General features: G+C 44.7%; 34 protein-coding genes. 2 read left to right on the top strand and 32 right to left on the bottom strand.

Annotated elements, in window-relative coordinates:
- Positions 1-11: 11 nt before the first annotated feature.
- On the bottom strand, positions 12-689 hold the full coding sequence (locus ACUTVW_RS03080; protein ID WP_445644425.1) for a class I SAM-dependent methyltransferase: 678 nt from the start codon (positions 687-689) through the stop codon (positions 12-14).
- A gap of 164 nt (positions 690-853) precedes the next feature.
- On the opposite strand from ACUTVW_RS03080, the gene ACUTVW_RS03075 reads away from it, so the two are divergent.
- Positions 854-1627, top strand: a complete 774-nt coding sequence (locus ACUTVW_RS03075) for a sporulation protein (protein ID WP_445644424.1) — start codon at positions 854-856, stop codon at positions 1625-1627.
- A 72-nt stretch (positions 1628-1699) separates the two neighbouring features.
- Here the strand turns inward: ACUTVW_RS03075 and ACUTVW_RS03070 are convergent, their stop codons facing one another.
- A complete protein-coding gene (locus ACUTVW_RS03070; protein ID WP_445644423.1) occupies positions 1700-1981 on the bottom strand; it encodes a hypothetical protein in 282 nt (93 codons plus the stop codon).
- Positions 1982-2000: 19 nt separating this feature from the next.
- Positions 2001-2570: a DMP19 family protein gene (locus ACUTVW_RS03065; protein WP_445644422.1), complete on the bottom strand. Its 570-nt coding sequence runs from the start codon at positions 2568-2570 to the stop codon at positions 2001-2003.
- Between the two features lie 179 nt (positions 2571-2749).
- Here ACUTVW_RS03065 and ACUTVW_RS03060 point away from each other — a divergent pair, with 179 nt between their 5' ends.
- A complete protein-coding gene (locus ACUTVW_RS03060; RefSeq protein WP_445644421.1) occupies positions 2750-3907 on the top strand; it encodes a glycosyltransferase family 4 protein in 1158 nt (385 codons plus the stop codon).
- A 134-nt stretch (positions 3908-4041) separates the two neighbouring features.
- On the opposite strand, the gene ACUTVW_RS03055 is transcribed toward ACUTVW_RS03060, so the two are convergent.
- From ACUTVW_RS03055 to ACUTVW_RS02915, 29 genes are all read right to left on the bottom strand, one after another.
- A complete protein-coding gene (locus ACUTVW_RS03055) occupies positions 4042-4176 on the bottom strand; it encodes a YHYH domain-containing protein (protein WP_244159351.1) in 135 nt (44 codons plus the stop codon).
- Between the two features lie 166 nt (positions 4177-4342).
- Positions 4343-5128: a Cof-type HAD-IIB family hydrolase gene (locus ACUTVW_RS03050; protein ID WP_445644420.1), complete on the bottom strand. Its 786-nt coding sequence runs from the start codon at positions 5126-5128 to the stop codon at positions 4343-4345.
- A gap of 27 nt (positions 5129-5155) precedes the next feature.
- The gene (locus tag ACUTVW_RS03045; protein WP_445644419.1) at positions 5156-5518 is read right to left on the bottom strand and encodes a DUF3139 domain-containing protein; all 363 of its coding nucleotides are present in this window, start codon (positions 5516-5518) and stop codon (positions 5156-5158) included.
- A 113-nt stretch (positions 5519-5631) separates the two neighbouring features.
- Complete coding sequence (locus tag ACUTVW_RS03040) at positions 5632-7224, bottom strand: PH domain-containing protein (RefSeq protein WP_445644418.1); 1593 nt, start codon at positions 7222-7224, stop codon at positions 5632-5634.
- The gene (locus ACUTVW_RS03035; protein ID WP_445644417.1) at positions 7221-7760 is read right to left on the bottom strand and encodes a PH domain-containing protein; all 540 of its coding nucleotides are present in this window, start codon (positions 7758-7760) and stop codon (positions 7221-7223) included. Before ACUTVW_RS03035 ends, ACUTVW_RS03040 begins: the two co-directional genes overlap by 4 nt.
- 137 nt (positions 7761-7897) lie before the next feature.
- Positions 7898-8458, bottom strand: a complete 561-nt coding sequence (locus ACUTVW_RS03030) for a GNAT family N-acetyltransferase (protein ID WP_445644416.1) — start codon at positions 8456-8458, stop codon at positions 7898-7900.
- Between the two features lie 62 nt (positions 8459-8520).
- Positions 8521-8970 (bottom strand): hypothetical protein, encoded by a 450-nt coding sequence (locus ACUTVW_RS03025; RefSeq protein WP_445644415.1) that lies wholly within the window; start codon positions 8968-8970, stop codon positions 8521-8523.
- A gap of 114 nt (positions 8971-9084) precedes the next feature.
- Positions 9085-9873 carry a hypothetical protein gene (locus tag ACUTVW_RS03020; protein ID WP_445644414.1) on the bottom strand — a complete coding sequence of 263 codons (789 nt, stop codon included), beginning with the start codon at positions 9871-9873 and terminating at the stop codon, positions 9085-9087.
- A 95-nt stretch (positions 9874-9968) separates the two neighbouring features.
- The gene (locus ACUTVW_RS03015) at positions 9969-10148 is read right to left on the bottom strand and encodes a hypothetical protein (RefSeq protein ID WP_445644413.1); all 180 of its coding nucleotides are present in this window, start codon (positions 10146-10148) and stop codon (positions 9969-9971) included.
- Positions 10149-10613 (bottom strand): NUDIX hydrolase, encoded by a 465-nt coding sequence (locus tag ACUTVW_RS03010; RefSeq protein ID WP_445644412.1) that lies wholly within the window; start codon positions 10611-10613, stop codon positions 10149-10151. It abuts the gene before it with no gap.
- Between the two features lie 45 nt (positions 10614-10658).
- Positions 10659-11279, bottom strand: coding sequence for an HD domain-containing protein (locus ACUTVW_RS03005; RefSeq protein ID WP_445644411.1), 621 nt, complete (start codon positions 11277-11279; stop codon positions 10659-10661).
- A gap of 25 nt (positions 11280-11304) precedes the next feature.
- Entirely contained in the window at positions 11305-11577 is a 273-nt protein-coding gene (locus tag ACUTVW_RS03000) for a hypothetical protein (protein WP_445644410.1), read from the bottom strand.
- A gap of 135 nt (positions 11578-11712) precedes the next feature.
- Positions 11713-12357: a Type 1 glutamine amidotransferase-like domain-containing protein gene (locus ACUTVW_RS02995; protein ID WP_445644409.1), complete on the bottom strand. Its 645-nt coding sequence runs from the start codon at positions 12355-12357 to the stop codon at positions 11713-11715.
- Positions 12358-12400: 43 nt separating this feature from the next.
- Complete coding sequence (locus ACUTVW_RS02990; protein ID WP_445644408.1) at positions 12401-12949, bottom strand: GNAT family N-acetyltransferase; 549 nt, start codon at positions 12947-12949, stop codon at positions 12401-12403.
- Between the two features lie 81 nt (positions 12950-13030).
- Positions 13031-13423 (bottom strand): hypothetical protein, encoded by a 393-nt coding sequence (locus ACUTVW_RS02985; RefSeq protein ID WP_445644407.1) that lies wholly within the window; start codon positions 13421-13423, stop codon positions 13031-13033.
- Positions 13424-13772: 349 nt separating this feature from the next.
- Positions 13773-13970, bottom strand: coding sequence for a hypothetical protein (locus ACUTVW_RS02980; protein ID WP_445644406.1), 198 nt, complete (start codon positions 13968-13970; stop codon positions 13773-13775).
- A 52-nt stretch (positions 13971-14022) separates the two neighbouring features.
- Positions 14023-14274, bottom strand: coding sequence for a DUF7660 family protein (locus ACUTVW_RS02975; RefSeq protein ID WP_445644405.1), 252 nt, complete (start codon positions 14272-14274; stop codon positions 14023-14025).
- Positions 14275-14306: 32 nt separating this feature from the next.
- Positions 14307-14813, bottom strand: coding sequence for a hypothetical protein (locus ACUTVW_RS02970; RefSeq protein ID WP_445644404.1), 507 nt, complete (start codon positions 14811-14813; stop codon positions 14307-14309).
- A 241-nt stretch (positions 14814-15054) separates the two neighbouring features.
- Positions 15055-15405, bottom strand: coding sequence for an immunity protein Imm33 domain-containing protein (locus tag ACUTVW_RS02965; protein ID WP_445644403.1), 351 nt, complete (start codon positions 15403-15405; stop codon positions 15055-15057).
- A gap of 21 nt (positions 15406-15426) precedes the next feature.
- Positions 15427-15825 (bottom strand): hypothetical protein, encoded by a 399-nt coding sequence (locus ACUTVW_RS02960; protein ID WP_445644402.1) that lies wholly within the window; start codon positions 15823-15825, stop codon positions 15427-15429.
- Positions 15826-16137: 312 nt separating this feature from the next.
- Positions 16138-16626 (bottom strand): hypothetical protein, encoded by a 489-nt coding sequence (locus ACUTVW_RS02955; RefSeq protein WP_445644401.1) that lies wholly within the window; start codon positions 16624-16626, stop codon positions 16138-16140.
- 24 nt (positions 16627-16650) lie between these two features.
- Positions 16651-17103, bottom strand: coding sequence for a hypothetical protein (locus ACUTVW_RS02950; protein WP_445644400.1), 453 nt, complete (start codon positions 17101-17103; stop codon positions 16651-16653).
- Positions 17104-17116: 13 nt separating this feature from the next.
- Entirely contained in the window at positions 17117-17599 is a 483-nt protein-coding gene (locus tag ACUTVW_RS02945) for a GNAT family N-acetyltransferase (RefSeq protein ID WP_445644399.1), read from the bottom strand.
- 31 nt (positions 17600-17630) lie between these two features.
- Positions 17631-17855: a hypothetical protein gene (locus ACUTVW_RS02940; RefSeq protein ID WP_445644398.1), complete on the bottom strand. Its 225-nt coding sequence runs from the start codon at positions 17853-17855 to the stop codon at positions 17631-17633.
- Between the two features lie 67 nt (positions 17856-17922).
- The gene (locus ACUTVW_RS02935) at positions 17923-18411 is read right to left on the bottom strand and encodes a cysteine hydrolase family protein (protein WP_445644397.1); all 489 of its coding nucleotides are present in this window, start codon (positions 18409-18411) and stop codon (positions 17923-17925) included.
- A 60-nt stretch (positions 18412-18471) separates the two neighbouring features.
- Positions 18472-19185, bottom strand: a complete 714-nt coding sequence (locus ACUTVW_RS02930) for an AAA family ATPase (RefSeq protein ID WP_445644396.1) — start codon at positions 19183-19185, stop codon at positions 18472-18474.
- A gap of 214 nt (positions 19186-19399) precedes the next feature.
- A complete protein-coding gene (locus ACUTVW_RS02925) occupies positions 19400-20413 on the bottom strand; it encodes a GtrA family protein (protein WP_445644395.1) in 1014 nt (337 codons plus the stop codon).
- 1 nt (position 20414) lies between these two features.
- Positions 20415-21437, bottom strand: coding sequence for a phosphodiester glycosidase family protein (locus tag ACUTVW_RS02920; protein ID WP_445644394.1), 1023 nt, complete (start codon positions 21435-21437; stop codon positions 20415-20417).
- A gap of 174 nt (positions 21438-21611) precedes the next feature.
- The gene (locus ACUTVW_RS02915) at positions 21612-22562 is read right to left on the bottom strand and encodes a radical SAM protein (RefSeq protein WP_445644393.1); all 951 of its coding nucleotides are present in this window, start codon (positions 22560-22562) and stop codon (positions 21612-21614) included.
- Positions 22563-22651: the final 89 nt, after the last annotated feature.

Genomic DNA, 22651 nt, shown 5'->3' with positions numbered 1-22651 from the left:
TTTCCATCTCCTTACGCTTTTACAGCCTTCCATATATATTTATGCTCTCGAACGGCTATTTTCCCATCGATCGTATGTTCCTTTAACTTGGTTTGCAATTGTTCACGAAACTCAGAGCTTGTGTAATCCGGGTTACCCGGAACGTCTGCAAGGAAGAGAGCAAACTCATTTTCGTCAGGAAAAACCATAAGTGCCTCATGATGTTCTTCGATCTCAATCTGCTCGTAAAGGTTACGTTCCAATCGTTCACGAACCTTGGTAACATCCGTATGTATTCCAAACAGCAGGCCTCCCTGAGGGAGAAGTCTTCCGTATTCAATAATCGAGGTGGGGCCTCTACGATTGTAGATCAAGCCGAACTGTTCATCCTGAAAAGGCAGTTCTTCCTTTGTTGTTGCACAGATAAAATTCACATTCTGAATGACACTGGACTCCAAACTTTCCTGGGCTATTTTAATCATCTCTTCCGAGTTATCGAACCCTGTTATATGAGTAGCATGTGCCGCCATTTTAAGAGTAAAGTCACCGTGTCCACAGCCTGCATCAAGGACCGATGTATACGCAGGCAGTAACTGGATCAGCCGCTCTTCGAACATTTCTTCTGCGGACTTCCCCTCCCATCTGTACTGTGCCCGGGCTCTGTATCCACCATTACGTCGTGCAATCATATCGTACCACTCCATACTCATAGACATCCTCCTATCTGGAATCTTGATCCTAAAGTAACATTCGGGCGAAACCATACAGATTCCCCTGTTCTTGTAAAAATTGAAACGCATCTATTTCATCGCCCGTATTATGCTCGAAATCATATTTCCCCCATCATAATCCATTGAATCTGGAGGTTACTTGCATGTCATTTTTTAAGAAGATGTTGGCCAGTGTTGGTGTAGGTGCAGCGAAAGTGAATACGGAATTACATACGACAGAAGTCATTCCCGGTGGAACGATGTCAGGAATTGTGTTCATTGAAGGCGGGGATGTGCAGCAGCAGGTCGATCGGATTTATCTATTAATCAAAACGCACTACATTCGGGAAAGTAATGATCGCAAAGTGAAGGAAACCTCTGTTGTAGCCAAATATCTGCTCACCGAGGGGTTCACCCTGCAGCCTGGTGCAAAACTGGAAAAGAGCTTTCAATTCGATCTACCGGAAAATCTACCGATTACACTACACCGTGCAGAAGTATGGGTGGAAACGGGGCTCGACATCTCTAGCGCAGTAGACCCATCAGATCGGGACCTTATTCATGTTGTGCCTTCCAGGGAGATGGAGATCGTTCTGGATGCCATGGATATGCTGGGATTCAAACTTCGTGAAGTAACCAATGATTATGCTCCAAGGCTCGGTGGCAATCTGCCGTTTGTACAAGAGTTTGAGTTTGTGCCGACCACCAAGTTTCGCGGATATCTGGATGAACTTGAAGTCCTCTTCTATCCAATGGGGAATTCCCTGGAACTGTTGATACAGATCGACCGTCGTGCACGTGGACTTAGCGGAATGCTCTCCGAAGCCATGGGTACGGATGAGACCTATGTGCGCCTGCAACTGCACGAGAGACATCTGGAGCGTGGTGCACGTTCCGTCGCACAAGCCTTGGAAGAGATTATTTCAGAGCATCTATAGACTACGAACATGCAAAACATCAACAGAGCAGCCCCTGGCTATGTATCCATCTGATGCCAAGGGCTAGTCTCTTTATCTCTTGTTTTTTCCCACAACATAAGAACGAACAACATAATACGCCATAGCCAAAAGGAATATACCACCAACACTTAGGGTTATCATCCAACTGCTTCCACTTGCCACATGTCCAAAGTCAATTTGCGATGTCGCACCAGAGGTTTGTAATGGTGTACCTTGCTGGACGTGCTGTAATGTTAAAAACATACCTTGGGCTACTTTCCAAACCACTAACAAAAGTATGAAAATAAAGCTAACGATAATGGTTTTAATCCCCACACGTTTGTTCAGACGCATTCATTTCTCCCCCTTATTCTTATAGAACGAGAAACTGCTCCAGTTGCTGCTTTAATTCATCTTTATGCTCGTCTACATACTGGTACAGCAAATCGAAAACTTCTTCATTATCCGCTTGAAAGCTTAAATGTTGACCTTCCTGCTCTACCTGCTGTAATAACTCATGGATCTGTGTCCCATGTGTCTGCAAACTTGTCGATATGTCGTGCTCGGACAGACGTTCCACGTTCTCTCTGAGTTGTTCTGGCGTGATTCCTTGTTGCTTCAAGAGTTGTTCCACCTTTTGCAAAATCATCGCATCTGTCTCATTGCCACTTCGGTTTAACGCTTCGATGACCTCTCTCAGATGCTTTCCGCTGGCATTTTCCAAATAACCGGTCAATCCATTCATGGATAGTTCCGTATCCAGATCAATAATCAGCATAATATCTCGTATTACTACAGGGAGTTCTGAAACTTGTTCCCGAATCGTGGCAAATTCAGCCCGGTACATATCCATCGCAATGCTGCCCACCATTTCTTCGCCTGACATCTCTTCGATGCCTGCAAGCGGCATCAACTCCGCCATTTCTTCCTGTAACTTGTTCATCTCACTTATCCTCCTGTATCTCTCTATATAGCGTAGTTATGATCTGCGCCGCCACGTCTCTCCATCATACCAGAATATGCTGTATAGAAAAGAAATCGCGCCAAGTTAACATGCATTTGACTCATGGAAAATAATTCGCTGTTATGATCTTGGCATCACAAGTTTAGGGAGGGGTAAGGATGCGTCTAGCCTTGTTCACAGATACTTATCTTCCAGAAACCAATGGTGTCGCAGGAACACTCCATCGTCTAAGCAACCATCTGAATCGCAGAAATATAGAACATCTGCTGTTTACATCCCAATCCATCATGGAAGGAAACGTTGAAGCTCCCGTAAGCTCCGTAATCAATATCCCCTTTTTTCTGTATCCCGAATGCCGAATCGCTTTTCCCAGCAGAGTAACTGCCTATAAACAGCTACAGGAATTTCAGCCTGATCTGCTTCATGTCGCTACACCGTTTAACATGGGGCTGCTTGGCCTGAGATATGCACTCAAGTTCAACCTTCCACACGTCATCTCTTATCACACCCACTTTGATCGTTATCTCAATTATTACAAGCTTGGAAGTGTCATCCCACTCTACTGGAAGTACATCAAGTGGTTTCATCGCACCTGTGATACTACATTCGTTCCGTCCCAAGACACGATGTACACCTTACAGTCTCAGGGGATTCGGCGGCTCAAGCTCTGGTCTCGCGGTATTGATTGTAACCTCTATTCTCCATGCAAACGAATCCCCAGCATTCGCGAACGGTATCAGATCACCGCACCTCTCATCCTGCTCTACGTTGGACGCATCTCTCCGGAAAAAGATATAGCCACCCTGACAGCCACGATGCAACAATTGCCCGCAGAACTACAAACCCATGTTCACTGGATCATTGTCGGTGATGGGCCTGCCCTTCCCAAGATGCAACAGCAAGCGCCCGCCAATGTTACGTTCACAGGATATTTGCATGGTGATGAGCTTGCATCGATGTATGCATCAGCAGATCTGTTTGTCTTTCCTTCTTGTACAGAGACCTTCGGCAATGTTGTGCTGGAAGCCATGGCCTCGGGACTTCCCGTACTGGCTGCTAACGCCGGCGGAGTCAAAGACCTTGTCGTACATCAACGCAGCGGCATACTTGTCGAGCCGGGTAACGTAGGCGCATTTATAAGAGAGATTGGCTTACGAGTCGACTCTTCGGAACTGCTGAAAAAGATGGGACTTGAAGGCCGGAAACTTGCAGAACAGCGATCCTGGGAGCAGATTTTTGACACCCTGATTGAAGATTACGAAGAGGCCACCCAGCAACGTCAGAGACGGGGGAAAGATCGAATCCATACGGCATAAATTTTGCTAGAGCAAGGTTTTCAATTCTCGAAGTTGCTGGATTGTATGTAACGTCGTTGTCTCAATCTCCTCTGGCCAAGGCTGGTTTACCTTCCTCCAGATCGTATTCATGCCTGCTTTGGCCACCCCCGAAACTACTTTTTCTTTTTATGATAATGATAGCCTGTGCACAGACCTTTTTTAATCGATTTTGCGGAGCACTTGTGTCCACCGTTTTTGTCCAATCGGCCAGGATGTGCATACGCCGAGGAGGATACACCGATAAGCATAACCAGCGATAAAATGAGTATAAAACCTTTTTTCATATTAACATTCACCTTTCTTTTGACGCCCTATGCTTTAGGGCTTTCTCACTTCACTTCACTTCACTTCACTTCATTTCATTTTACATAAGAATCCACAATATGGATATCCCTTATTCCAACTAAAGTCCCTTTATATAAGCTTGTAGTGCCTCAACGCATGAGTTATTCCATCCTCACTCGCTTTCAGCGTGACGTAGTCCGCACTTTGCTTAACACGCTCTCCAGCGTTTCCCATAGCGACACCTACGCCCACATAAGTTAGTAGATCTATATCGTTCTCTCCATCCCCAAAAGCCATCGTATCCTCTCTGCGTATATTTAGGTGAGTTAGAACTTTCTGAGCCGCTACAGATTTACTGACTTCACCCGCTTCTAGCACATTGCAAACGTACGGATGGAATCGTACAAATCGCAAATAAGGAAACTGTTCTTTATATCGGTTTGTCTGCTCCTCATTTGCGTATAAACACATACAGTATATTTCCTCATCGAGCGTCATGATCTGTTCCGCATATTCCATCATTCCAAGTGTCTCTCGAAGAGCAACTATCACATGATGATCCGTCCGACCAGTTCCGTTCATGCCAAAAGACTCCGTAAAGTAGGAAAGTGCATGTCCCTGAGACTCAGCAAAATGACTGAATTCCCTAACCATGGTTGAAGAAAGAATGGATTTATGAATGATTTCACCACGGCAAGTAACCAAAGCTCCATTAGCTGAAATAACCGTATCTATGCCAAGATGCTTAAACTCTTCACATAGATGATGTGGTCTGCCCGTCACAAGGATGATATGAATTCCTTTTTGGATTAACCTGCGAATGGACTCTTCGGTACACTTGGAGAGACTGCGATCTTGTTCACTAAGCAACGTACCGTCCACATCCAAAAATACAGCTTTTATTACTTTTTTCATCAACCCTCATCCTCTTCCTCTTCTCCTCTACTGCTGGTCGTCTGTCGGCGCAAAATGCTTCAGATCTGATTTCGTTTTACCGCTCTTCTGCGCCTCTTCCGAAATGCGATGGCTAAACTGAATCACATCATTATGTGCAAAATATATATACTCCACATCCGGTTCATCCTTAAACTTCACTACAGCAAGAAAGGGTGGCAGTTTAACACTCCAGACGCCTTCTATGGATTCAATCTCATCAGGAGAATATTGTTTCTGCTCCGTTAAATACGTTGTGACACGATGTGCATAGATCATTTTGTTGACTTTTACATAAATAAACGGCGTGAGAATCAATACAATGAGCGTAATGCCAATCGTCCATGATACGATCTTTTTCGTTTTATTCACCTTATCGCCCCTTACTAAAATGGAAAACTCAGAACGAAAGCAAGAGAAAATAAACCTCATTCTGTGCACGGTGTATCTTCACTCGCTGTCATTGTTTGCCTTTCTTAGTTTGCCTACCGAGTCAACACCTCTTGGGAACGTGCCATGTACCACATCTGGAATGTGCCAGCCACGTTAACCGGTATATCGTTAACATGATGGTGCATCACAGGTTTAGCACGGTTCACGGTATGGATAGAAGCAAGGCCCAGCTTCCGCTGCAAGGGATGGCGTGTAATCTTGATTTCGATGACCTTCTCCCGCTTGGACAGAAACAGTGTCGAAGTCAGCGCTCCTGAGCGAAACTGAATAAAGTGATCGTTCAATACATATCGCGTATGATAAAAATTGACCACCCTGCACGTTGCGATCCACACAAGCAGTAGCAATGAAATCATCCACCATGCGTGTTCAATCCCGAATATAACCGGTTTGAAGTATGCCAGCATACCCGTGACGATGATCCACAACCAGTTTGGTTTAAGCAAACGCAGCCACAACGCTCTCCGCGGCAGCATCTCCATCTCCTCCGTAACATGGTAGGAAGGCAGAATTTCTTCAATAATGCGATGGGCCTCTTTCACAGGCAAAAAAGGATATAACGAATTCATCTCCTGTCCAGCTTCACCCAAACTACCTGCAGTCGTAAGTTCTACCTCCGCAAGACCCAGCATTCTTTTCATCGGGGACTGTGTAATCTTGACGGCCTGTACACGATCTTTCTGGATCGAGAACGACGTCTTTTCCAGCATGCCCTTCGTAATATAAATCCGCTTGTCATCGGACGTAATCTGAAAATCTCCATATTTCACAAAGGTACGAGCAATTCCAAGTCCGATCGATACGATGATCAGCACCAGGATGATCAGACTCATCACCCACCATGATTCAAGCCAGGATAATACCAGACTTTCGGTTACGGTTTCCTTCGGGAAGAAATCCTTCACCGTTGAATACAAGGAGATTAAGATGGGGATCAGCACCAGAAAGCTGAACGAGGTAAATGAAGCTTTGAACACATCTTTGCGCGTTGAACGATAGTGAACGACACGGTCGAGTGTGACTTTAATTCCATTGTCATTGTAATCGGCATTGGCATTTGTGCTTACGTCACTACCTGCTCGTTCTCCAGTTTCGATATACTGCTCTTTACGTAGGCTTTTCTCATCCTTTGCATCCTGCTCATCATCCATGATTCCCTCAACCGTAACTTGGTCCTCGGATAAATGATGAGATACCTGCTTCTCTAGCTGTTCTGCTTCAGAAACCGAAACGACCTTCAGCTGAAATGTCGCATCATCACCCTTGATACCCGTTTCGAAGCGTAAAGAGGTCACACCAAACAAGCGATGAAAAAAGCTCGTATGCCGATTCACATTTTGCACTTTCGTATACGGGATGGTTCTGCGGGTTCGACTGAATGCCCCCGTGTAGATATGGAAGGCCTTCTCATCTGCGGAATAACGGGTTGTAAACCATCTCCAAAGAATGGACACCAGCGCGATGGAGATACCCATATAAAAAATGACTCTTGCATAGAAAACCCATGTCGAATCTGACCCTGCACGGAATACGAATAAAAACAGAATGAAGGCAAATGTGCTTTTGATCAGACTACCCAGACTCCACAACAAGCTCAGTACATGATGTCGTTTCATCTCCGTCATTCATCCACCTCGTTGATCTGGGCGTAATCCGCGATTTGGTTACGCAGCGCAAATGCCACATCTTCCGGCAAGGCCGGGATATGATGAGAAGAACCCATCGTTCCGATGGATACCGAATACAGTCCGTATTTTCGCATTAAAGGCCCCTGATTCGTCGAAACGGATTGTACCTTGGCCATCGGAATCACCTGATGTACCTTGTTCAACGCACCGTGCTTGAGCTGTAAAAACTCCGTGTTAACACTATAAAACCAATAACGATACATCCATACCGGCTGCAAAAATATATCCCAAACGGCATAACAAACCGATAAGATTGTGACTCCCCATAAAATCCAGCCGATCCATGGTCTCCAATCATAGACCGAATCCAGTACGAGCAGCGCAGCCAACACAACGAAACCAATTACATTGTAGATGATGGCACTGACTCTCCACAGACTTACGGCATGCGGGGAAAGTTTCTGCTGCGGTGTAATCCGTACTTCTGTTCCTTCTGTTGCTTCCGTTCCTTCTGTTCCTGTTGTTTCTGTCATCCTAAACGGTCTCTCCTTCCTTCTCTTCTCTTTTTGTTTATATACTGTACGATCATGCCGATGTATCGATGCAGCAAGAGGGAAAAAGAAAAAAGATGACTCCTGTTCACGTGCAGGGGGTCATCTTTTATTTTCGTTTATTTTCCAGTAAAATCCCGCACCTCACACAACCATACCATATTTTCGCTGCCTTCGCCCCAGTAGTCCTTCGTCACAACATAGGGCTCTCCGAACTTCTGCCGCCACTTCTGCTGTGCAATCCGATAACCGCTGTCCAGACAAAATTGGGTGATACCTCGAACCTGAAGTTCGTTGACCAGTGCTGTAATAAGCGCAGAACCAATGCCCTGCCCTTGCAGTTCAGGTAAAATATACAATGAGCCCAGCGTTCCAACGTGATCCAGACGATGGTTCGTGCATTCCTGAACGACTTTCCCGCAAGGGCCATATGAGATCGTACCCACGACCTTACCTTCTTTCCGAGCAACAAGGAAAAAGGGACTCGTCGTCGTTGGTTCAAGATCAGATTCATGCTGCAAAACAGCTTGTACTACGGCCTTTTTATGTTCGATCTCTTCCTGAATTTCATCCAGAAGTGATCCGATTCCTTCCTGACGGTATGCCTCTGGAATCGTTGTCTCAAAAATATGATATGCTCCATCCACATCTGCTGTCGTCAGTGTTCCGATTGTTATCAACTTACCTGCATCTCCATTCCATCTGTAAGCCTGTGTTCATGTTGCTTATCTATCCGTTCAATTTAGTCCGTACGTCGCTGAATGATTTGTCTGAGTTGATTCGCGTTTTCTAGAGGGATCGTATATCCAGTCATCGTGTCCTCCTGGTTTACAAGCAAACCTTGTGCTTTTGGATCTGTACCCAGTGACAGATCGTACCGAGTGACGGAGCCGTCTGCATAGGTGATGTTCATCATGTACTCAGCAGCATAATCAATGGCCCCCTGCATACGCTCGGCTCTGAATATGGCTTCGGTCACGATTTGAATCTCGTCAGCGCGGTCAAATTCTATATCGCGGCACGTTTTAGAGAAGTGAGCTTGATTACACGATAACGTAATTAACGTAGGAATCCCTTCACTCCGTTCTAATTCCTCAGCCTCTTTGGAGCCCATTTCACTCGAATCGTTGCCGCCGCACGCTGCAATGAATATGACGCTGAAGAATAGAAGCAACATTCCGATATGTCTCACCTAAAGGCCTCCCATTCCGCTAATAAGTCGATTAAGCGCGGGACTGTTTTTTGAACAAAAGCTTGTACAACCTCTTCGGTAATGTATCACATGCTTACCATCATTCGCCTTTCGTTAGCTCACCAAATCTGCCAATCTCTCCGCCTGCATCCGGTCAAACAACTTCTCCAGATCCGTATGATACGCAGGTTGCTCCTTTACCAGCAAACGGATATATTCCGATCCACACTCGTAAAATACGAGGCGGTTAAATGGTGCTGTATCGCCATAATGATTAGGATGCAATTCATACTTGGCTCGAATCAAATTCTCGATATACCTTGCTACTCCTTCATTCCATTCCAGCCAGCTCCAATATTCCGCTTGCTCTTCTGTAAGAGATTGGAACAATGCCGTTCGCGCCACCTGAATTTGCTGTAAATTCTCACTTTTCAACGCAGATAGAAGAGATTCAATTCGTCCAGCAACAATCTCATCTTCGTACGGGAATTCGTAATCGATCTCCCAGGTTACACGCTTTAACTGGGTCATTTTATGTTTAATCTGCAGACGGTCAACGATGCGTTCCTCGTATTTTCCATAGACAGAACAATGCACGTATTCATGGAACAGAAAAACCTTCTGCTCTGAATCTTTGAAAACAGAAGCCGTCACAATCGCGCACATGCGATTATCCATATGATGTACAGACATTGCACCGAGACAGTCATCAGGAATGTACAGGTCATCCGGGACAGTTTTGACCCATTCGTATTGCCCGGATTTAGATGAATAATCATAGATATATAACAACGACTCATGCGCTACAACAACCGGATGATGTTCTGCAAAAAAAGGATGCAGGCTGACCAGCTCGATCTGAAGCTCATTCAACTCGTTAATTTGCTGCAAAAATGTATCCATGTCTAACCCTCTCTCTTTGCAAGATGATACCCTCATCATACTAAATCGGCATCCGTAAATCACTGAGAGAAAAATGATAATGTTGTGCGGGGAGATTAATAACGCCCTCCGCGTTTCTCATATAAATAAATGTCCAGAGCCTGAATCCCTCGCTTGGCAAGCTTGATAAATAAAATTAATGCATAGACACCCAAGCCATATAACAATAGATTAACTAGAACAATAGCGATGGAAATTAACGAACCAAAACCAAAACCGAAACCAATACCATCCATTTATTCGTCCTCCCAGCTTTTGATATATCCCGCTTTTGACAGCACATATTTGGTGAATGGATTGATGTCAGGTATCGGCTGAGTCAAGTCGAAGTACCTGAGCTCTAACCCTTCATCATCCATCACCGTTGGACTGCCCGTTGTGCCACCTGCTTCATAGATCGCCATCACATTGTAGACTTCATCTCCGTGCGGATAACGGTAATACATATCCTGACCTGAAAATACGGTAATTAGCTTGTAAGACTCCGCTCGCAGTCCAGCTTCTTCGTAGAGTTCACGCGCAGCAGCCTCTTCCAACGATTCCCCCGGTTCAAGCGAACCGCCAATGGTACCCCAATCCAAGCTATCTGTTCGTTTCTGGAGCAGCAGGTGACCCTGCTCGTTAAACACCAGTACACACGAACCAGCCATAATTAAAGGCCGTGTTCCCACCAGTTTTCGTAAATCCGTGATGTACCCCATGTTCGCCTCCTGAGTCCAAATGTAAGTGAAACAGTACCCGTATAATTAGGATCCAGATTGCTTCAAAATACCTTGATCTACCGAATGTTGCACCATCTGTTGTGCATACTTCCACAACGTAGCAGATCCGTTCGCAATCTCTGCATTCCTGTTCAACACCTGCTCACTTGTAATGTTATATTTCTGCCATGTGTCACCTTCATTCTGATGATTATGAATGATGGGCTGCAGCCGATCCAGGGACGAAGCAAATCTTGCTTCCGGTGTCTCTTTCGTCTCAAACTCCATCCACAGACCTAACAGTTCCTCAGCCTGGTTTTCTGGCAATATACCAAACAATCGATGAGCAGCCTTAAGCTCCCGTTCATGTTTATCCATATTTCCTTGCGTATCATAGGCAAAGGTATCTCCGGCATCAATTTCAACAAGGTCATGCACGAGTAACATCTTGATCACTTTAAGAATATTGATCTCCTTGTTCGAATGACCATGCAATATTAATGCCATCATTGCTAGATGCCAAGAATGTTCTGCATCATTTTCGAGCCGTTCGCCATGAATAATTCTTGTTCTTCGTTCAATCGTTTTCAGCTTGTCAATTTCAATTAAAAATTGGATCTGTGACTCTAGTGTCTCATCCACGCTCTTCCCCTCCTTGATCTCCATATGATGTGTGATTCTTCCGAAACATCTATCTTCTGCCTTGCTCTAATTTCATTTTCAAGATTTTCCACGTCCAGGCACCATACCAGATACCAGCAGCTGGAAACAGAACCAGTGCAGTCAGTAAGTTTACATAAAACTCACCATCCAGGGTTAAACGTTGTCCGTTCCATGACGTCATCACCAAGGTGTACAGAAAAGCCAAAGGCAGACCCCAGCCGAGAACGCCGCGTACGAGAATATGGTACCTTTTGCCTTGCTTTAATTGTTTCTCCCATTTGATTCGTTGAGACTCTTTCATCTGTCATGTTCTCCTTTAAGCTTGCATAGCTTCATGAATTTGTCTGAGCATATACTCGGCATAATCCCTTAAGGGTGCATGATACACATAGACTGATTCACGTTCCCCGTTATATTTGGTTAGACATTCCTCTCTTTACAAAGCAGGAATTGCCCCGCCGTATAATTCAAGTGATTCATTTTCAACAACAACAGCTCCACCATCCGGGCACACATATACCTTGGTTTGATGGTTTTGAGCGTATTCTCTGAATGTATTCATCATCTCTTCCGAACGATCCCAATGGGGTGCAAACTCGAAATCAACAAGAGCAAGAGCTTGAAAATCAGTCAAACCGATATGATTCTCGTCTGCATCCTCACCGTATCCAGCTATTTGAATCGTAGGTGTCATCAGAATACTACCCGCGCTCACCCCAATCAAAATACCACCGTCACTGACATAGGAACGTAGCTGTTCAAACATATTTCGTTGCTGTAGCAAACTAAGAAAATAAAACGTATTCCCGCCAGATAAATGAATCGCATCACATTGGAAAAGCGAGTCCAGCATGATTTCCTCATACTCGGTATCGAGATCATAATACTGCACATCTTCAACCCCAAACTGGCGATAAAAACGCCGAGTGTACTCGACATAGATTCGCTGCGGGTCGGAACAGGAAGGGATGTAACCGATTGAAGGCTTTTTGTGCTGGAACAAGCTTCGAAATCTCTCATTCAGTTCATCATTGGGTTCAAAATACAGATCGCTAAGCAAAACCAGTTTACGCCTTGCCACTAGATTAACCCCCTCAGCTTGTAATGGATTACTTCTGCCTTATTCACACTTCATGTCTCTTGAACTCTCTGTCCAAAATGGAGAAAAAGTACTGATCTGTCCACTTATCCTGCCACCTTAACTCTTCCTTAAAAATGGCTTCTCTGGTCATGGCTACATGCTGCATTAAAGCCGCTGACCTTACATTTTCGGCATTACACATGCCCACGACCTTATGTGCCTTTAATTCGTCAAAAGCGAATTGCAGCAATAACCGAGTCGCCTCGCTTCCGTGCCCTTTTCCTGAATATTCAGGCAACACCGCGAAACCAAGTTCCCAGCTTCTACGAAAATCAACGTAACTCCACATTTGAACGATGCCCACTGGTGTTTCACTGGCATCATTCAAGCGACGGATAACAAAATCATACGCATACGGTGTCTCGCCCTCAACGGGGAAGTGACTCCGGTACTTCTCCTTCACATTCTCTACCTTCGTTTCCACACTCTCCTCATAAGTCCAAAAGCTTGCATCACATTCCAGTTCGCATATAAAATCCATATCCTGCTCATTTAAGCTAGTGATCCGAATCTGTTGTCCGATGATTTCCATACTAGTGTCTATTTCTCCTCTCTAAGGATAACCATATATACGTACATGATCAGAAGATACGACTAACGTTACATGCCCTAATTATTGCAATTGCCCATTAAGGTATCTACGATGGTTGCTTGAAGCATCTTGTATCCACAAATCCAGTTCAACCCGGCTTACATAAAACTGATCTTGAACTTTGATAAAGGGGAACATTTTCCCCTCAAAGTGGTGAAAAGCATTCAAACTGCTCTGTTCTGTTTTAATGATACTCATCACCTGATCTTCGTTCATGCCCAGATATGTAGCCGTCTCTTTCAGTGTCAACAAAACCTTGTCAGGCAAGAGCGTCTGCTGTTCCGCTGTCTGATTCAGTGTTCCATTACTTTGATCTTTGTCCTGATTCATGAGCAGCATAGAGCCAATAATAAACGACACTCCCAAAATAAAACTGGCTAATAGTATCGAAAATGAAAGGGAAATGGACTTCATGTGAACCCCCTATTGATTCAGAATGTACCGTTCGATTTCGAAAGATCAGTCACTAACGATAAACTACCTATTTCCTATGTAATGTGTAATAAAAAAGACCGTCCTTCAATTCGTCCGACTTCATAAAATTTAATTTTTCCAAGAGTCGCTGTGATTGAATACTTTCCTGCGAAGATTAACGAGTTCTTTTCGCAAAAACACAGGATAAATTTCCATCTGCTCTGCCTCTTGGATCGGAAACCAGCGAAACGTTAATTCGCCATCGCGCTCCAAACCTTTAAACTCAGGTTCATTCCGGCAACAAGAAAGTTAAATCGGCTGTTGTCTTGCATATACGATATATTTCTGTTCACCGAATCAGCCGTCGAGCCGTCCATCCTTCAATCAATCCATTCTGGAATCCGTTCACAAACGACGGAATAAACAAAACAACTAGCAGAAGGAGGCTTGCGAACCCCCACCTGATGAATGATCTACGTTTACTAATCGCACCCAGGACGAACAGCAGTATCGTTACAACAACCAAACTTATCTCTAAAAATTCCATCTTCAACAAACCTCCGTTATGTATCCTTCTTAGTTGCCTGTAGTTCTACCAATTACTCATAAAATTTGCCCATGTACATGATCTGTGCACAGCGCTTCCAAGGGTTGTCGGGTTTCTCATAATGCGTTAATCCGTTAACCGATTCCTGCCCCCAGTCTGCCGCAGCTTCCAAAAATGACTCTATCGAGTCGTGCTGCCATTCATCGACACAGCTTTGCCGATCCTTGCTCAACACACTCAGAAAAACAATAAAACTCTCTTCATCCTGCACTTCATTTACAAGTTCAAATAATGTCTTCTGCACGAGATTCTGTACCTTCTTTCATGTTGTACTTGTTAATCGATATCCGCAATGATCCACTTTGCAGCATCACCATCCGCTTTCTTTTTCCAAAACACCATGATGGGGCTGTCCTCAATGTCCCCTTCTCTCAATTCCGTAATGATCACAACACCTTGATAGAGCTTTTTCTGTTCGGTAATCGTAATGTCACCCATGGAAGTAATTTTGCGGACTGTTTGATTCGGCATGCCTGAGAATGGAGATTCCGGAGCAAACAGGCTCATATATCCCTTTTCATCTTGTTCATATAAATAACGCATACGTGCATTCATTAGTTTGACAATTTCCAGCTTATCACCAGAATACTTGCTCTCATCCAAATACTCGGGCGGCACAACTTCATCTTGTGGAGATGAAACGTTTAGCTCGCCTTGGCCCACAGATTCATCATTCGTATTTACTTCTACAGCCGGTTTTTGGGCGTTGTTAGGTTCTGTTTGATTCTGACAGGCCGTTACAAGTAACATCATGCCAATGATACAGGCCAACTTATAAATCATTCTTTTCACCTCTGATTCATTTTCTATCATAAGACTTCCTAATCACTGTAAAATCTTCTCCCAGGTACATCATAACCCATAATGTGGGATTTGCGAATGCTGAGGAAACATATCCACTTCCAGACTACATCCCCTCCTGACATAAAAAACACGCTGCCTGCATGGATATCCATGCTATATGCAAGCGCGCTAACTCGGTTATTTATTCACAAACCTATTCAATATCCCTGTCCCCCCTTTCTTATCTATTAAGCAGCCCTTCATCAAACCATACATCCTCGTAATCCTCGGCAATCAGGAACCTCCACCCCGGAGCAAGTCCGAGATATCGACTAATCTTCGCATCCCATTCGTCGATATGTGTAACGTGCAGAGGGACAAAGAAATCATCGGCTTCCAAGTATTCCTCTGCCCAAATGTACCACCCCGTGGTATCGCCTTCTGGCTGAATTCGCATCCCGTGAATGGGTTCACGCTTTTCCTTCACGTTCCAAGCAATCCCTACCTTCAGGTAGGGTTCGCTCGGAACATAGTCTGCATGGTATTTCTCACACAGTTGCTTCTGTACGTGTATAACGTTCTCCTGCTTCACAATCTTCCTCCCTCCATGGCATCAGATGCCGTAATAGGCTTTGTATCCTGAAAACCATTCGTCTTTGGAGAAATCCACAAAGTCGTACGGCTCGCAATTCTTCAGATAAAGCACCTGATTATGTGCTTGTTCACCGCCCTTTTTTTCCAGATACACGATAGTTGCGTCAAACCCTGCACCGCAAAGCAGCTGCACATCAATATAACTGACTGTGTCCTGATTTTTTCGTTTGGCCTGCCAGATCAGTTCTGTGTCCTCTACGTTCCCGATAGCAAACAACATGATGCACAGCAGTTTCAGAACTTCATGATCCTCTGCTTCCCGGTGATGCATCTCCTGCTTCAGCAACTGACGAATTAATTCCCGATGTTTCTTGTGAGGCTCCAGTCCGTATACTTGCAAAAGCTCATCTTCATTCATCTCTGTTCACCTTGCTTACTTTAGAATATCGTTTAATTTTTCCGCTTTTTTCCTGCTATCTATTCTAGCATAAAAATAAAATGCAATAACGTGTAGCACAATAGATAGTAGCCACATTCCAGGGAACCAAATATGACTTTCACACGTGGCCCTCCTCTCACCATTCATATTACATATCCGCTAGCACACTTCCCACGATATTACGTTTTGTTGCATGAACCTGTTGCTATGTTGCATTTAAAAACAAAAAAACTACTCTTCAGAGTAGTTTTACGACATTTTGCTCGTTTTTCTATGCCTCTGCCTTAACCTCTAAAACAACTCTGGATGCTGTCGAACCCACTCATTCATCGTCGTGATCGCTTGCTGGGAAGCCTCCTGATATGCTGCGTATAACAGCTCCGTCTGCTGAAGCAACTGAGGATCATGCTCCAAATCGGTTGGCGATACTTCGTGCCACGTTTCTCCGGATTTTTTCGCATCCGTTATAAGAGCTTCAATATCATCCAGTACATCAATCATTACCGTTAGCTGAAAGAAGCGCATGCCTCGTCTGATTCCATCCCAGCTTCGCAGATCAATGATATTATACGCTGAGAACCAATAAAACTCTGCCAGACTTGTGGTGTGATTGTGATAGGAGTAAAACAGGTATAGTGCTTTTTGCCCTTCGTTTAGCCGCAGGTATACCTCTCTTTTGGCATCCATACTCTGTCCGCGGACGGAGAGCAACATCGGTTCAATACACAGCCAGCTTAGTCTTTGCGAATCTAAATCTTCTTTTCTGATCTCAGCCTTCATTACAAGCTCCTCTCTATTCACTGTTTACTTGATTTGAACAACTCGGCCGATTCGTGCATAGGCATCATTAGGGAATTCATAGCTCCATCGTGTCTTATATTCTTCTAGCCCTAATTCCCTTATCTTACTGAATTCCCGATAAAATAATTTCGTTAGCTTAACCAGAGTTAATTCCTCTGACATCAGCAAAGCACCTTCTGTGACCATCTGTGAGCTAAAATTGTCATGCATCTTGTACACCATAAATCGAACCCGTGCCTGAGCGGTTTTCTTGATTCTGAATCGAAACTCTCCTGGCTCCGTCTGCATCACCATGACAACTTCTTCCGCACCTTTATGTAGGGCAACGAGTCGACTAGCCATATCCCCCAAGGCATCCGACAACCAGGAAACCGGAATTTCAATACGCTCCTCCTGATCGGATTCAATCTCTATATCCAGCCAGCCATGCGGCTCCAGCTTCATCTTGATGTCCATCTATGTTGCCTCCCTACCTCATGCTGTAGTGCAAAATATGCTGAATACCGCGGCTGCCCATTCGGGTCAACCCAAGGTCAAGAAAACCAGATTTTACATACAACTGATAAGCAGCCTTATTCGCTTCATTCACAGCAAGAATGATTTCGTCAATCTCCGGATGAAACTCACGTACCCAAGCAGGCAGTTTCTTCATCGCTTCCAGTGCGTACCCTTTACCCTGATACTGCTCCGAGATCGACAGCGCACGAATGAGTATTTTGCGATCCGATTCCGCGGGCTCCACGTATTCTGAACCTTGATGTAAAACAAAGAACCCTACAGGCACAGCCTGATATAAAATAACAACCGGATCTTTGTCCGGATTCATCTTAGCCTCTTCAATCACTTGGGCAGGCAATGCCGTAAAGTGAACTTGTTCATTTTTCAACGTAAACCGGGTTAAAGTCTGATGATATCGTTCTTCATAATGCACCAAACGAATGCCTTTTTCCATGCTCTCTCTCCCTTATCAGCGGGGCATTTGCTTATGCCCTTCTTACCTCTTTCCGCACACACCAAGAAACAACAAGCGCAACGGAACTTATCAGCGGTAACCAAGCCATCCAGCCCATAATAATGAGTATAGGTGCCAGAGTTAGGATGACTCCGAAAAACACCATCAGCCGTACCTTATTCTTTATGCCCTTGACCGTCCAGATCAGACCTGCGCCAGAGAGGACTATCAATAAAGCAATGTAGTATCCATCCATTTGCTTTTCCCCCTTTGAGAATAAAATCAGCATCTTGATGAACAGTAAGTTCCATTTATAATATCCGTTATCCGATCAAATGATCGACCACCGGGTACGAGATCACGTTGCGATCCCTGTATGTGGAGGATATAGCCTCGGGATGTGTGCTAAGAATGCCGTTCTGTAACATTACGGGTCTGAATCCGCGCTCCATAGCCCCATTGTATGTGAACAAGACACACTCTTCTGCGGCAAATCCGGATATAATGAGCAGTTCAACGCCTAGAACTTTGAGCGTCTGCTCCAGATTGGTCTGCCAGAATGCATTGGAACTCTCTTTGGTGATCGTAATATCCTCGCCATCCACATCAATCTCAGGAATGACCTGATACTGTTCGGGTTCTGCTCCCTCCATGCCTTCCACATCTTGAATATGCACGACCACATGATCATTAGAGCGAAGCACGTTCGCGACATGATTAATATATTCGCAGGCATGGTCTATAGCCTTCTGATCCATTTTTTGACGCACAATACTCTCTTGCATATCCACAATTAACAATCCTGTTTTCATCCGATCGCTCCTTCTATTGTCTAACGGTTTAATTCGTTGGTTCTGCTTGTCGTTATCAAGCTAATCATCCTTGAATAATTCATGCAACATTCGATCCCGGTTCTCCAGAAAGCTGCGAGTGATCTGATAATGATCTGTATCCTCATACCCAATCTCGTGAATATGTCCATCGTCAAAACTTAAAATATTGGCCCCCGGATACCCGAGCAGAATTGGAGAATGTGTCGCAATGATAAATTGCGAAGTACTCGACAAGTCATGAATAATTCGCAGCAACGAGAGCTGCCGGGCTGGAGACAAAGCAGCCTCTGGCTCGTCAAGCAGATAAATCCCTTTGGAACTGAAACGGTTGATGAACAAGTTAAGAAAAGACTCCCCATGGGATTGCTCATGCAGCGAACGTCCTCCATAATATCGAAGCGATTCGGGCATCTCATCCACATGGGATGCAAATTGATAGAACGATTCCGATCGCAAGAAGAAACCGTTTGCCATTTTAGGCAACCAGGCCAGTCTTAGATAGTCTCCTAGTGAGGACTCAGATGCATGTGTTTCAAACACATTATTCCGCCCGCCTCCGGCGGTATTAAATTCACATTGATGAGCGATGCCTTCCAGCAATGTTGATTTTCCAGATCCATTTTCACCAACAAAAAACGTAACGTTATTGCTAAACTCCAGTCGCCCCATGGAATGAATCGAGGGGATACTAAAGGGATATTCCCCAGGTTGCTCAATCTTGTCCGACATTAATTCAACACTTCGAAGATACATAATCTCCCCCCTGCCATAGGTTCCTTCACGTTAACCTCTATCTCCATCGTACCCTATAATCCAATATTTTGGAAACCGCCTCAACTGAAAAAGAGCGAGCCAGTTGGCTCACTCTTTATGTTCCTTTTCCATGTAGCTGTACACACTTGTTCTCGAGCAAAGCACCGTATTTAAGAACTAAAACAGATGCACACGATCCTTATCCTTAGGCTAATTAAAATACAAATCTTCGCTGTGCCCAGTAGCTGAACACAAAGATTGAAATTTCCGTCAGAATTTTAGCTGCTATTAGTGGAATAATCAGTTGTTCATTATATAGATATAACAAACCGTAGTTTAGCAGTAGTACGAACAACACAAGCGAGAAATATTTCGGTAAAGACTGCCTGATCTTGGAGTCTCGATCCGCGGAAAATACGTATTTGCGATTCATGGTGTAGTTGAACATGGAGCTACAGAGCCTTGCTGTTACGACAGACAAGAACAGATGCTGTGTGAAATACTGCATGATAAATAATAATCCAAAATCAATCAGAGCAGATAAGACAGAAGAAGTACTAAACATCAGAATGGGCATGTATATTCGAAACGAGTCTGCCAAAGGACGGAAATGGGATGACGCATTGTGGTCCAGATAGACCGTATCAATGAATTCTTCTGTAATTTCATATCCTTCCTTATGTGCGGTTAGCAACATGTTCATCTCATACTCAAACCGTTCTCCGGGAATTTGGCACAGCCAGTCCAGCATTGCATATGGAAAACCACGAAGTCCCGTCTGTGTATCATACACCTTACTGCCTGTTGTCAGCGAAAATACAGTACGGGTAACACGGTTACCGAAACGACTTCGGGCAGGCACCTTACCTGTAAAGCGACGACTTCCTAATACAATGCCAGGGCTTGTCTGCGCAAGCAGTATCTCAAAGATGCTGCGAATATCATGCGGCAGATGTTGCCCGTCACTATCTGCGCATACCACTCCGCCTTGCGGTCCATGCTCTCTAATATATTGGAAGCCGGTCTTCAGCGCCCGGCCTTTGCCACGATTGACCTCATGAGTCAGCACTGTACAACCATACGCTTCAGCTGTCTCGAAAACTCCACGGTATTCGGCCCCGCTGCCATCATCCACGATAACAATAGGCCCAAGCTTAAATGTCTGTAACTGCATAACCAGATTCAATAAACGAACGTCAGGTTCATAGGATGGAATAAGGATGGTCATATTATTGTGCCTCCGTCAGATACAGAATGTCACTTACGCCACGCTCCTGATTACGTCCCAAAGGATTGTTCACAACCCTGCCCATAAAATACATAGTGGATGAACCACCGCCGTCAAGATTATACGCCTCGGTTGCGCCCAGGTCTTTCATCGTCTGGGCAAGTTCAGCCAGTGTCATGCCCCTGCTGTCATCCTGTCTTCCATCAACCACAACAAACACATAATGGTTTGCCGCAATCATGCCGATGGCTGTTCGAGGATTCGCATCCTGGATAGAGCGATTGCCAAAGTTACTGTCAATTTTCACACGACTGAAATCACTGGTAATTTCACCGTTCTGCACCAGAATCGGCCCAAAGGATAATGTATTCGTTACTCCTTCTGCCAGGAGTTCAGCAGAGGAAATATCATTTTCGTCATACGTTTGGATCGTCCCGTCATTAAACAAGGCTAAGGCATCTCTAGTTGGGCTATCACGATATAACACGCCATTACGGATAATGACACCATCCTCACGGAATCCGTAATAGTCACCGTTTATCGCAAAGATCGCGTTGTTTGCTTCGGCAATCTCTGATGTGTCCTCCGTGATATTGGTGCCAAAGCTATTGTCCGCCAGCGCACTTCGCAAACTGCTCGCGTCCTTCGCCTGTACATCAGCTACATAATACGTAATCTGATCCGATCCAGACCCTGTCTGCATTTTCTGAATCTGAATCTTTAGATCGTCACTGCTGTAATTCCAGTCATCCGATGTGGCATGTACATCCGTTGCAGTCGTAGTTGGATTTGTACCTGCAGTTCCCTCAGATGCAGCATCCGCACTTGAACGAGTAACTGCCGTATTATCATCAGCCACAACCACCTGTACATGGCGAATTAAATATCGGTCAGCCAGGCTGTACAGAATACTGCCTATAACAATTACAGCTACAAGGGTAATGGTAAGCCACCTGTGTTTTTTTCGGGAAACAGGAATGCTATGTTGATCTTTCCGATTGTGTTTTTCAAAGAGTTTGCCCATGTAACATTCACCTCTCCAGATTCATTTACGTTCTAATGCCATATTAGGACCGGTAACTTAAATGAATCTGAAACGAAAGAGGTTAGATGACCATGAGTTTATCTTTAAATTTAAAGAGGCCTCCCGTTTCCGTTAAAGGAAAGTAGAAGACCTCATAGTTGAAATTGGATTTACCTATGCAAACAACGCATCGTACGCCGGACAAGGCCGGTTTTTGATAAAATCCGTTAGCGCAGCGGGCTGCTGCGTATAGATATCCTTCAATGACGTACCACTATAAATGTTACCAATGACCACCGGATGGCACAGTTCACAGATCAGGATGTCCCCGTTACCATGCAAGTGTAATTGTTTCGTACCATCCACACAGTTCGAAAAATATACACCTGGCTGTTCACGCAGATTCAATTGTTCGGCAAACCGATCCATACATGTAAAATAGAGCGTCGTATCCTGCTTTTTATGTTCGATTAACGCCGTGACGGATTGAACCAACGACTCTTTGGAGACAATCTGGCTCCAATCGGTGTGTGGCATCTTGATGCTGTTCTGAATCTCATGAATACGCACACCCAGATCATAAACTTTATCGCTAATCGCCAGCATCTGGTCCTGATTGCCTTTGAACAGCAACGTTTCCAGTACGGTTTCCAAACCCAGCTCCGTACACAGACGGATATTACGCTCTAATCTCTCGTACATACGTGGATGCACACGGTAGTATGCAGCGTACGATTCCGCATCCGTGTAATTGAAAGAAATATGGATGTTGGACAAACCAGCATCCCGTAATGCTATGATTCTGTCCTCTGTCAGAAGGCTGGCATTTGTATTGAGTTGTGTATCGATACCATGTGCTGCACAGTACGTTACAATCTCCAGACAATCCTGATATTTCAGCGTCACCTCGCCACCTGACAGGCGTACCCGCTTGAGATGTGGAAGCTCACGAATAATGCGGATAACCTCTGCGCTATTAATACACTCGCCATCGTCTCGATTGTAGGCACAGCAGTAGTCGCATTTATAATTGCAATTCGAAGTCACCCCTACCTCTAATCCCTCCAGCTCGTAGACGCCGGGATTCTCCAGTTCAAGTGCTTTGTATTTATTTCTGATCGTCATAACCCTTCCCCCTACTTATCTTTCAGCATTTCAGATCCACGTCCTGATAACCTGAAAATTATAGTGGAAGATATTCCGCAGGGGCTATG

Source organism: Paenibacillus sp. TSA_86.1, from assembly GCF_052691815.1.
The sequence above is the reverse complement of the archived record's forward strand: the minus strand, read 5'-3'. Positions and strand labels throughout refer to the sequence as shown.